The organism is Paraburkholderia sp., assembly GCF_034668105.1.
Classification (GTDB): Bacteria; Pseudomonadota; Gammaproteobacteria; order Burkholderiales; family Burkholderiaceae; genus Paraburkholderia.
The window spans coordinates 1-11898 of sequence record NZ_JAXDPY010000366.1; the positions used below are offsets into that span (position 1 = coordinate 1).

Genomic DNA, 11898 nt, shown 5'->3' on the forward strand with positions numbered 1-11898 from the left:
CGTCGCCAAACCGCTCACGAATGAAACCGACGATACCCTGCGGAAACGCAATCACCAGCAGCAGGATCGTGAAGCCCAGCAGCGCCTGCCAATAGTCGGTTTGCCGCGCGACGGTGTCTTGCAGCCACGTGAACACGGCCGCGCCGACGATCGGCCCAGTCAACGTCTGCAAGCCGCCGAGCAGCACCATCACGAGGCCGTCCACGGAGCGGCTCACGCTGATCACTTCCGGTGAAATCGTCCCTTTGGAGAACGCATAAAGCGATCCGGCGAGCCCGCAAAATAGCGACGCGACCACGAATGCCGCCCACTGCACGCGTTTCACGTCGATACCGATCGCCTCGGCGCGCAACACGGAATCGCGCGACGCCCGCATCGCATAGCCAAGCGGCGAGAACAGCATCTTGCGCAGCAGCCACACGCCGAGCACTGCGCAGGCGAGCGTCAAATAATAAAAAGCAACCGGCGACGACAACCAGTTCGACGGCCACAAGCCAAGAACGCCGTTACTGCCGCCCGTCACGTCGTCCCACTGGAACACGACCGACCAGACGATCTGCGCAAACGCAAGCGTCAACATGGCGAGATAGACGCCCGAGAGTCGCACGCAAAACCAGCCGAACACCAGCGCGCCCGCCACGGCAAGCAAGGGGCCGAGCAGCAACGCCGCTTCCATCGGCAGATCGAGGACTTTGAGAAACAACGCGGCGCCATATGCGCCCAGTCCGAAATACGCGGCGTGGCCGAACGAATGCATGCCGCCGGGGCCCATGATGAAATGCAGACTCGTCGCGAACAGGACGGCGATCAGGATCTCAACCAGCAGCACAGGCATGTAGGGAAACGCATTGGCCGCAAGCGGCGCGAGTATCAACACCAGTAACGCGATGGCCGCCAACCACTTCAGGCGCCTGCCGGCGGGCCGCAATGGCGCTTCCGGCGCGGCCATGCCCCGCACCGCGGCACTCGCCTTGCCTAACAAACCCCAAGGCCGCACCACCAGCACGACGGCCATCACGACAAATTCGGCGACGAGCGTGAAGCGGCTCAACGACAGATCGATGCCGAACACCGATACATGTCCAATGCCGATGCACAGCGCCTTGATCTCCGCAATCAGCAATGCCGCGACAAACGCGCCTGGAATCGACCCCATGCCGCCGACCACCACCACCACGAACGCATTGCCGATGGTCTCCAGGTCGAGCGACAGATTCGCCGACATCCGCGGTCCTTGCAAGGCGCCGCCCAACCCCGCGAGAAAAGCGCCGACGAAAAACACTCCGGTAAACAGCCACGCCTGATTGATGCCGAGCGCGCCGAGCATCTCGCGATCCTGGGTCGCGGCGCGCACCAGCGTGCCCCAGCGCGTGCGCGTCAACGCATACCAGAGCAGCAGCAACACCACCGGCCCGATCACGATCAGCGCGATATCGTAGGTGGGCAGCGGATGGCCGAGAAAATCGACTGCACCGGCCAGATGCGGCGCGCGCGGTCCGAACAGATCTTCCGGACCCCACAGCCACAGCGCGGCATCGCGGAAAATCAGCACCAGCGCGAACGTCGCCAGCAGGTGAAACAACTCGGGCGCCTGATAGATGCGCCGCAACACGATCATTTCGACCAACGCGCCGAGCACGGCAACCACCAGCGCGGCAGCCAGCACCGACAGCCAGAAGCCGCCCGCTGTATGGCCGAAGCGGCTCGCGATGCTATACGCGACGTAGATGCCGAACATATAGAACGAGCCGTGCGCGAAGTTGACGATGCGCGTCACGCCGAAGATCAACGACAAGCCGGCGGCGACGAGAAACAGCGTCGACGCATCGGCGAGTCCGTTGACCAGCTGTACCAGCAAATTCGAAAGCATCGCGACCCTTAAGAAAACTCAGCGCAAACCGTCTTCGCCCTTGATCTCATTCACCTGCAAGCCGCCGATGCGCGGCAGAGGCCGGCCCGAGGCCGTCACCGCGACCGCCACGACGATTTCATTGGCGCGCGGCGCGTCCGACACGCGCGCTTCGATCGCGTCGAAATGGCTGCGTACGAAGGCGGCGTCCTTGTGGCCGAGCGGCACGTCGATCGCGGTGCCGAGCGTGCCCATTTTCTTCGCCGACGGCACCAGCGCCGCGCCTTTTTCGACCGCGACGCGCAGCGGGGCGCCGAGCTTGGGATGCAGGATCGCCGCCGCATGTTCCAGTTCGCCCGCTTCGCCGACAATCGCCGCCTTGCCGTAGCTTTGCGCGTCGCCCGGCTTAATGCCTAGCGCTTCGACGCACTTGTTGCCGAGCAATGCGCCCAGCTCCTCGCCGGCCTCGATCAGCGCGTCGAGCCTGGCCTCGTAGCGGCCCGCATAGGGATTGTCGATCACCGCAATCGCGACTGCCCGGCGTGCCGGCGGCTCGATGGCCTGGCCCATTTCAATGCGTGTTTCATCGACCTGCACGACCAGCTTGCGAAGCTTGATTGCCATTTCGATCTCCGTGTTTCGATGCGTGTTTCGATGCATATTCGGCGCTTATCAGCGCAATCCGTCCTTACCCACAATCGCTTCTTTCGCCAACCCGCCGACGCGCGCATGCACGCGCTGGCCCGTGCTCATCACGAGGATATACACCAGTTCGTCGGCGGCGGGCGCACCGGGCACACGCACTTCGATCGCGTCGAAATGACTGCGCACGTAGCTCGCGTTGACATGCGTCAGCGGCACATCGAGCGCGGTGGAAGGCGCACCGACTTTCTTGGTCGACGGCACGATGGCGTTGGTCGGCACACCGTTTTTCTCCAGCAATTCGCGCATTGCATAGCCGCCGGGGACATGCCACAACGCGCCATGTTCGAGTTCGCCGCGCGAGCCGATGATTGCGCCCTTGCCGTAGCTTTCGATCGATGCGTGCGGCACGGCCATCGCCGCCAGCAGCCGCTGCGCCATATCGAAGCCGATCGGCTTGAGCGCTTCCATCGCATGTTCAATTCTGGCTTCGTAGCGGCCGGCAAATGGATTCGTCATCACCGCGGCAATCGCGCCGCGGCGCAGCGGTTGCGCGGGCGCGGGGCCGAACTCGTGGAAAATGTCTTCGACGTGCGTCAGCACGCGGCGTATTTCGAACACGGAGCCTCCAATGTTATTTCAGCGCGATGCCTGAACAACGCACCATTGTGATGAATATCGGTCACTCGCGCCCGTCCTTGCAGGAACAGCGCGGCGCCTTCGATCAAGCCTTGTTCCCGCAAACGTTGAGCGGCGTCGACGCCGCGTGCCAGCGCGAAATCGATCAACGGTTGAGGCAACGATGGCACATCCACAGTCACGAGCATGTCGCCGAGGTCGCTGTCGTCCTTCAAGGAGGAAGCCGGCCTGCGCACGATGCCCGCATGTTCCAGATTGACGGCGTTGGCGATCGTCGTGGCGGCGGCATCGGCGGTGGCGGCGTTGCGGGCCAGCACGGTCACGCTGTCGGCGATGCCGAGGCTGAAGCTGCGCCCGCGCCAGCCGCTTGTCGCCACGCCGCGAATCGGCATGGCGGCGCTAAGCGTCAGGTTGGCGTCCAAGGCCTGATCGCCTGACAGCCTGGCGCCAGAGAACTGCGCCAGATCGGCGAACACGCCTACGCGGTATTGTTGCTCTTCGGTCAAGTGGAACGCGATGTCGCCGCCGTTGTTGATGAAGGCGCGCGATATGCCCTCGCGTGCGAACGCCGTGATCAATTCGTCGGCGACGCTGCCGGCAACGGCCGCCATCGGCGTGATGTAGCGCGCGCGGTGCGGATGACATGCCAGCCACATGCGGCGGGCTACGGTGCCTTTCAATGCGCAGTCGCCCTGCGCCGCACTGCCCGGCACAGGCTGCCGAAGCAACTTCAACTCGCCGACCAGCTCAGGCAACACGTCGACAAAGCGCAGCCAGCATGCGTCATAAGCGGCCTGCACGGCCGAGGGGTTGCCGTGCGCGTTGAGTATCAGATCGATCGGGCCGTGCTGCCAATGCCAGCGGGCCGCGTCGAGTTGGGTGCGGGTTGCGTTCATCGTGTTTGGCGTGTTTGGCGTGTTCGTTGCGTGCGTCGTGTCGGTCAGGTTGCCGCTGTTAGCCGAGCATCGGCGGCATGGCCGGCGGCCAAGGGTTGTCGGGATGCCGCGCGAGCGTCCTGCGCGCGAGCGGCGCCCCTTCCGTATGCTCCGGTCCGTTCGCCAATACACTTGCCAATGAGCGCACCGCATCGAGATGGCCGCCGAGATCGCGATACGCATCATAGGTCATGGTGAATTCGATCGGCGCGACGATCGCGGGCGTCGGCACGGTACCGAACGATCGATCGGGCATGCGCGAGACATCAACCATCACGGTGATGCCGCCGCCCGGCCACACATAGGCCGGCGCACCACCGCATGTCACGTTCACCAGTTTCTGTTTGATCGCGCGGGTGAGCAGCACCGGATTCTCCGTTGCCCCGGCTCGCAGACTGCCGCCCGCGCCGCCGAGGAACAGCACTGTCGCGAGCGACGGCTCGCAATTCTCGCCGATTCGTTCTACCGTGCGGCGCACCGCATCCGGCATGGCCGCGATGCGTGGCACGAGGTCCTGATCCAGTTCATACCACTGCGCGTGTTCACCGGTGGTCGACACCATCAGCAGGCGCATGCCCGGTTTCGCCACGGCGGGATCGAAGCCTTCGACAATCGCCAGCGGGTCCTGAATGTCCGTGCCGCCCCAGCCGGTGCCGGGATTCGCAACCTGAAAATAGCGGCCCGGCGTCGATTTGCGTCCGCGAATTTTCAGACCTGAGCGCGTCATGCCGAGACAGCGGCCGGCCTGGTGTTCGGTGAGTACACCGGTAATGTGATCGTCGACCACCACCACTTCGTCGGCATGCCCGAACCATTGCTTCGCGAAGATGCCGATGGTGGCCGACCCACAGCCCACCCGCATACGCTGCTCTTCGACGCCGTCGACAATCGGCGCCGCGCCCGCGCGAATCACCAGACTCGCCCCGCCGTCGATGCTCAACTCCACAGCCTCCTTGTTGCCGAGCGCGAGCATCATGTCGCACGTCACGCGGCCTTCTTTCTTGCTGCCGCCGGTCAGATGATGGACACCGCCGAGGCTCAGCATTTGCGAGCCATACTCCGCCGTGGTCACATGGCCGACGATCTCGCCATGGCAACGCACGTTCGATTGCTCCGGCCCGAGAAAGCGGTCGGTATCGATCTTCACCTTGAAGCTGCAATAGCTGAAAATGCCCTCGGTGACGACAGTGATCATGTCGACGTCGTCGCGCTTCGAGGCAACGATGAAAGGTGCGGGCTTATAGTCGGGATAGGTTGACGATGCACCAATGCCGGTGACGAACAACGCCTGTTCCGCCGCGGGATCGTGCACTTCGGACGATGCACCAAATTCGACCGCGGCATCCTCATTGCCGACGCTCGCCCCAGGCAAAGCAGCCGCGCGCGACAGAAACACCACCGGGTCGACGCGAATCAGCCGCCCGTTCGCATTGGCGTAACGATCGCACGCACCCGTGCGGCCCTCCGATATCTGGCACAACACCGGGCACGCATTGCATTCGATCTTGTTCGACGCCATCCGCTCGCTGCGCGGCGCCGCTTTTTCAAGCACGGTGGGACCGGGCGTCGAGGCAATTTCGCCGTCAACGCTCTCCGCGCCGAAATCGACCTTCGTATGCTCTGTCATGGTGGGGTTCCCATACGACGACATTACAATCGGTCCTGCCCGGCTGACGAATAGCCCCTGTTTCAAGGGACTTTCGCGTGAGCCGCGCTTTTCCATGTTGCGCTCACTCACCGTTCGTGTAGTATCCGCTACACCAAACTTGCTAGAAATCTACTCGATCAAAATAGACTGCGCAACGAGTTTCCCGGCGCACGCCTGAATGCTGCGGCGCGGCATCGGCGCGCGAATGACGCTTCAATCTACGCCGAAGCGCATGATCGTGCAGGGCATTCCGTCGCGCATGAGATGGGCTGTATGATGAAGGCGCGCCATGCCGAAGCGTAGCTGAGTGCTCGTAAGCGGCTGCGGCGCATGTCGTTCAACCTGACGCTAACAAAGAGTTCCGAGACCGCCATGAGTCCCACTGCCGCCCGCAAGCCGGGCGCTATCGGCATCCGAGCGAAACAGGCGCAAGACACGCGCGCCAAGATTCTCAAAGCGGCAATCAAGGTCTTTGCAAAACAAGGCTATGCAAGCGGCCGGGTCGAAAGCATTTCGAAGGCCGCGCGTTCGCACGACCGCATGATCTATTACTACTTCGGCAGCAAGGAACAGTTGTTTGTCGAAGTTCTGGAAACGATCTACACGCAGTTCAACGAAGCCGAAAGCAGGCTCGATCTCGATCTGGGCGATCCCGTGCATGGCCTCGAACAGATGGTCGAATTCGTCTGGCAGTACTATCTCGATCATCCGGAATTCGTCACCCTGCTGTCGAGCGAGAATCTGCATCAGGGCAAGCATGCGAAGAAATCGTTAAAGCTGAAGGAGATTTCGGGCTATGCGATTTCGGTCGTGCAGAAGTTACTGGAGGCGGGCAAGGCGCAGAACGTTTTTCGCGCCGACGTCAAGGCGCGTGATGTGTACCTGATGATCGCGTCGCTCGGTTATTTCTATAACGCCAATCAATACACGCTGGGTGCGTTTCTCGGTGAACCGCTGATGGACAAGGCGGCGCTCGCGCATTGGCGCGAGGTCATCAAGGATACGGTATTGCGCGCGGTGCGCTTGCAATTGCCGACTGAAACCGCGGTGGTGAATGAGAGCCGGATTGCCTGAAGCGCGTTTCGTCTGACGCTCGCTTCAGGCTCCGGATCTCCAGAACTGCGTGCGCCGTTACGGCTTGGGCGCTGCCGCTGCCGCGTCGTCTTCGCGGAACAGTTTATCGGCGAGGTGGTAAGCAGAATTGGCCGCCGGCACGCCGCAATAGATCGCGGTTTGCAGCAGCACTTCCTTGATCTGCTCGCGCGTCACGCCGTTGTTCTTTGCCGCGCGCAAATGCAGGGCGAGTTCTTCGCTCCGGTTCAAGGCGACCATCATCGCGATGGTCAACAAGCTGCGCGTGTGGCGCGGCAATCCCTCGCGCGTCCAGATTTCGCCCCATGCGTAGCGGGTAATGAAGTTCTGGAATTCCTCCGTCAATTCAGTGCGATTGGCGAGCGAGCGGTCAACGTGCGCGCTGCCCAGCACTGCGCGGCGTACCTCGAGTCCGGCTTCGTAGCGGTCTTCGTCGTTCATTTTTTCTCCGTCAGAAAGTCGAGCACAGTCTTCGTGAAGGCGTCGACTTTCTCGATGTTGGAAATATGCGCGGCGTCCAGTTCGACATAACGCGCGCCCGGAATCGCCTGCGCCAGTTCGCGGCCTTGTGCCGGCGTCGCGGCCAGATCGTGCGTGCCGCTGATCACGAGCGCCGGCACCTTGATGCCGGGTGCTTCGGGGCGCAAATCGGCGGCGTCGATCGCATCGCAGTTCGACGCGTAGCCTTCCTTGTCGGTGTGCACGAACACGTCGCGAATCATGGCGAGCACAACTGGTTCACGTTCGATGTAGTCGGCGGTGAACCAGCGCGGCAGCACAGCATCCGCCAGCGCGAGCATGCCCTCCGTGCGTGCCCTCGCGGCGCGCGGCACCCACACTTCCGGCGAACCGATACGCGCCGCCGTATTGCACAGCACCACGCGCTCGAGGCGATTTCCATGGCGCGCGGCCAGTGCGACGCCGGTCAGGCCGCCCATCGACAGCCCGCAGAAATTCGCGCGCGCGATCTTCAGCGTATCCATCAGGCCGAGCACGTCGCCGGTCAGCTGCTCGATCGTGTAGGGACCTTTCGGCGCTTCCGAGTGACCATGACCGCGCGTATCGTAGCGCAGCACACGAAAGTGTTTCGACAGCGCCGCGACTTGCGGCGTCCACATCGACAGATCGCTGCCGAGCGAATTCGACAACACGATCCACGGCGCGTTGCCGTGACGGTCTCCGTCGATTCGATAGTGCAGCTCGATACCGTTGACTGCGGCGTAGGGCATGCGGATTACTCCTTGGAAGTAGCGCGGCTCGCGCGCGCGTGATGAAGTGCCAGCGCGGCGTCCACATAAGCGTGCGCCTGGCCGACGTATTGAGCGGGGTCGAGCAGTTGCTTCAGGCGCTCGGGCGAAAGATGTTCGGTCACGGCGGGATCCGCGGAGAGCACGTCGAAGAGCGTCCTGTTTCCGGCGATTGCCGCTTTCGATGCGCGCTCAACCAGATGATGCGCATCGAGCCGGCCGATGCTGTCGCCGAGCGCGAGCATCACCGCTTCGCCGAGAATCAGGCCGTGCGTGACGTCGAGATTGGCGGCAAGGCGCGGCACATTCACGTTGAGACCGGCGGCAATCTGCTCGATGTTCGCAAGCGCGCCGCCTGCCAGACGCGCGAGGTCCGGCAGAGCGTCCCACTCGGCTTGCCAGCCGCCGAGCGCGCGCTCATGCTCCTGCACCATGCCGGCGAACACCGTGGCCACCAGCCCCGGCGCACGCGTCGCGGCGGTCAGCACGGCGGCGCAGCCGACCGGATTGCGCTTATGCGGCATCGTCGACGAACCGCCCTTGCCCGCCGCGGCGGGCTCGGCGAGTTCGTCGATTTCGGTTTGCATCTGCAACGAGATATCGCGCGCGATTTTGCCGAGCGTGCCGATCAACATGCCGAACAGCGCCGCTGTTTCGGCGATGCGATCGCGTTGCGTGTGCCACGGCAAGGTGGGCACAGCAAGCTTGAGTTCTCGCGCCAATGATTGCGTGACCTGGGGCGCTGCGTCACGCAGGCTCGCAAGCGTGCCCGCCGCGCCGCCGAATTGCAGCACCAGCACGCGCACGCGCAATGCATCGAGCCGCTCACGATGCCGCAGCAACGCGTCGAGCCATTGCGCGAATTTGAGGCCGAGCGTGATGGGCAGCGCCTGCTGCAACCAGGTGCGGCCGATCATCGGCGTTGCGCGATGGGCGGCCGCGAGTTGGGCCACTGCGTCGCACGTGGCTTGCAAGCCGCTGTCGAGCAGCTCGAAGGTGTCGCGGAGTTGCAGGACCGTCGCGGTATCGATGATGTCCTGGCTCGTCGCGCCCCAATGGACGTACTTCGATGCTTCCGCGTCCGCCGCCTTGACGCGCGCGGTGAGTTGCTTGACGAGGGGAATCGCGAGGTTGCCGCCGAGTGCCGCGTCGTGCGCCAGAGCGTCGGCGTCGAGTTGATCGGCCTGGCAGGCCGCCTCGATCGCGGCCACGGCGGACTGCGGAATCACGTTATGGGCAGCGGACGCGCGAGCGAGTGCTGCTTCGACATCGAGCATCCGTTGCAGCGTCGCACGCGGCGCCCAGATGTCGTTCATCGGCTGTGTGCCGCAAAGAAGGCCGGTCAGACGGGCGCTGGAGTCGAGCATGATGGCGTCGATGAGGGAGTCGAAGGTAAGGGTTTGTTCACCAGGGAGATCTGGACGTGTGTGGGCATGCTCAGCGTGTACCAAAGCGCTATCTATTGAGAGCGTACCGCACGCGGCGTTGCAGCGCATTCTGCTTCGAATGCCGATGCGACGGCTTGCGGTACCGCCGTGACGTCGGGTCACGCGCATGAGGCAGGCTTCATGTGCGCTTCAGACGTGTTGGCGGCCGATTGCGTGGCGTGGTGGCGTTGCTTCACCGGCGTTGTGGTGACCACGTAAGCGTTGCCGTTGCCTCGCCCGCGTTGTGGTGGCCACGTAAGCGTCGCCGATGCTTCGTCTGCGTTGCGGTGACCACGTCCGCATTGCCGTCACTTCGCCTGCGTTCGGGTGAACACGTTAGCGGCCGTTGCCTCGCCTGCGTTCGGGTGACCGCGTCAGCCTTGCCGTCACCTCGCCAGCGTTGCGGTGACCACGGAAGCGCTGCCGCCACCTCGCCAGCGTTTCGACTTCGCCACACGCTTTTGTGCCAACGGCTGCTGCCGCGCCGATGCCTAAGCCGCGCGTGCCGCTTGCGTCCCGTCGATCAGCGGCACGCCGGTCAGTTTGTGCAGCGCGTCGAAGTCGATGTCCGAGAAGATCTCGCGCACAACCAGGCCCTTGTCGGTGACGTCGATCATCGCCAGGTCCGTATAGATGCGGTCGACGCAGCCCACGCCCGTCACCGGGTAGGTGCACTCGGCGGCGATCTTGCTTTCGCCCTGCTTGGTCAGATGTTCCATCATCACGTAGACCTGCTTCGCGCCGATGGCCAGATCCATGGCGCCGCCGACAGCCGGAATCGCGTCGGGCGCGCCGGTGTGCCAGTTCGCCAGATCGCCCTTCGCCGACACCTGGAACGCGCCGAGCACGCAGAAATCCAGGTGACCACCGCGCATCATTGCGAACGAATCCGAGTGATGGAAGTACGCGCCGCCAGTTAGCAGCGTGACATGCTGCTTGCCAGCGTTGATCAGTTCGTCGTCTTCCTCGCCTTTTGCGGGTGCCGGGCCCATGCCCAGCAAGCCGTTTTCGCTGTGCAGGAAGATTTCCTTGTCGGCGGCGAGGTGGTTGGCCACCAGCGTGGGCACACCGATGCCGAGGTTCACGTAAGCGCCTTCAGGGATATCCTGGGCAACGCGCTTGGCCATTTCATCGCGGGTCAGTTTTTTCATGTCGGGTCTCCTCAGGCGGCGGTCGCGGATGCAAGTTCGGCTTGATGCGTGGCTTGCGGCACTTCGATCACGCGTTGCACGAAGATGCCGGGCGTGACGATATTTTCCGGATCGAGTTCGCCGAGCGGCACCACTTTCGACACTTGCACGATGGCCGTTTTTGCCGCGCTCGCCATGATCGGGCCGAAGTTGCGTGCGGTCTTGCGATAGACCAGATTGCCCCAGCGGTCTCCCTTGAACGCCTTGATCAACGCGAAGTCCGCATGCAGCGGCGCCTCCAGCACGTAATGCTTGCCATCGATCAGACGTGTCTCCTTGCCTTCGGCGAGCTTGGTGCCGTAGGCGGTGGGCGTAAAGAAGCCGCCGATACCCGCGCCTGCTGCCCGGATACGTTCCGCGAGGTTGCCTTGCGGCACCAGTTCGAGTTCGATTTCGCCGGCGCGATAGAGCGCGTCGAACACATACGAATCGGTTTGGCGCGGGAACGAGCAGATGATCTTGCGCACGCGTTTGGCTTTGAGGAGCGCCGCGAGGCCGATGTCGCCGTTACCGGCGTTGTTGTTCACGATGGTGAGTTCGCGCGCGCCTTGTTCGATGAGCGCGTCGATCAGCTCGGACGGCATGCCGGCCGTGCCGAAGCCGCCGATCATGACGGTCGCACCGTCGTGGACATCGGCGACTGCCGATTGAAGTGACTCGAAAATCTTGTTGATCATGTCGAATTTCCTTTTGGGGCGCTGCGTACCGGTGGGCTTCTGCCTTTGCAGGCAAGGGCTTGTGGGGACGGTCTCCGGGCCTGGACTGGCGGCGGCTCGCCGGGTGGAGGTGCGGGCTGGCGCCTTTGGGTTGTTTGCTTTATCGATTTGTTCGATACATGAACATGGATTCGATTAGCGAACGGTTAGGGGATTATGGTTGCCCTTCGGGCGGGTTGTCAAGGCAGGGGATTCCCCTTAATCATAGGTTTAGCCTGCCCGGCGGGGGTTGTCTGCGGGGCGCGTTTTGTTTGTTCGCCTACGGCGTTGGCCTTTCCTTGAGCTGGTACCCTCGGGGCGCTTGTTCGGCTGTTTGCCTACGGCGTTGGCCTTTCCTTGTTTTCTTATCGGTCTATTAGCGTCGCCCCTGTGCGGGGCGGCACTTACTTTCTTTGCCGCGGCGTAACTATTCAGCGCTTGTAAACTGCTACCAGGTTGTGCATAGTGAAGGACATGACGAAGATGCCCGACATCAAGGATCTGACACCGGAGCAGAAGGACGCACTGATCGTT

General features: G+C 63.0%; 11 protein-coding genes. 1 reads left to right on the forward strand and 10 read right to left on the reverse strand.

The window, feature by feature from the left end; genetic code table 11:
• The 5 genes from QOC89_RS16450 to QOC89_RS16470 form a co-directional block, all read right to left on the reverse strand.
• The coding region (locus QOC89_RS16450; RefSeq protein WP_323045978.1) for an ABC transporter permease at positions 1-1870 on the reverse strand (1870 nt) is incomplete at its 3' end.
• Between the two features lie 18 nt (positions 1871-1888).
• Entirely contained in the window at positions 1889-2473 is a 585-nt protein-coding gene (locus QOC89_RS16455) for an amino acid synthesis family protein (protein ID WP_323045979.1), read from the reverse strand.
• Between the two features lie 48 nt (positions 2474-2521).
• Positions 2522-3112, reverse strand: coding sequence for an amino acid synthesis family protein (locus QOC89_RS16460; protein WP_323045980.1), 591 nt, complete (start codon positions 3110-3112; stop codon positions 2522-2524).
• Complete coding sequence (locus tag QOC89_RS16465; protein WP_323045981.1) at positions 3088-4026, reverse strand: UPF0280 family protein; 939 nt, start codon at positions 4024-4026, stop codon at positions 3088-3090. Before QOC89_RS16465 ends, QOC89_RS16460 begins: the two co-directional genes overlap by 25 nt.
• 58 nt (positions 4027-4084) lie before the next feature.
• Positions 4085-5692 (reverse strand): 6-hydroxynicotinate reductase, encoded by a 1608-nt coding sequence (locus tag QOC89_RS16470; protein WP_323045982.1) that lies wholly within the window; start codon positions 5690-5692, stop codon positions 4085-4087.
• 393 nt (positions 5693-6085) lie between these two features.
• On the opposite strand from QOC89_RS16470, the gene QOC89_RS16475 reads away from it, so the two are divergent.
• On the forward strand, positions 6086-6787 hold the full coding sequence (locus tag QOC89_RS16475; protein WP_323045983.1) for a TetR/AcrR family transcriptional regulator: 702 nt from the start codon (positions 6086-6088) through the stop codon (positions 6785-6787).
• A 57-nt stretch (positions 6788-6844) separates the two neighbouring features.
• Here QOC89_RS16475 and pcaC read toward each other — a convergent pair whose 3' ends face one another.
• From pcaC to QOC89_RS16500, 5 genes are all read right to left on the reverse strand, one after another.
• A complete protein-coding gene (pcaC, locus tag QOC89_RS16480; protein WP_323045984.1) occupies positions 6845-7246 on the reverse strand; it encodes a 4-carboxymuconolactone decarboxylase in 402 nt (133 codons plus the stop codon).
• Complete coding sequence (gene pcaD, locus QOC89_RS16485) at positions 7243-8034, reverse strand: 3-oxoadipate enol-lactonase (RefSeq protein ID WP_323045985.1); 792 nt, start codon at positions 8032-8034, stop codon at positions 7243-7245. The genes pcaC and pcaD overlap by 4 nt, the downstream gene beginning before the upstream one ends.
• Positions 8035-8039: 5 nt before the next feature.
• Entirely contained in the window at positions 8040-9419 is a 1380-nt protein-coding gene (locus QOC89_RS16490; RefSeq protein ID WP_323045986.1) for a 3-carboxy-cis,cis-muconate cycloisomerase, read from the reverse strand.
• A gap of 551 nt (positions 9420-9970) precedes the next feature.
• Positions 9971-10630: a 3-oxoacid CoA-transferase subunit B gene (locus QOC89_RS16495; protein ID WP_201077485.1), complete on the reverse strand. Its 660-nt coding sequence runs from the start codon at positions 10628-10630 to the stop codon at positions 9971-9973.
• Between the two features lie 11 nt (positions 10631-10641).
• A complete protein-coding gene (locus QOC89_RS16500; protein WP_323045987.1) occupies positions 10642-11346 on the reverse strand; it encodes a 3-oxoacid CoA-transferase subunit A in 705 nt (234 codons plus the stop codon).
• Between the last annotated feature and the right edge of the window lie 552 nt (positions 11347-11898).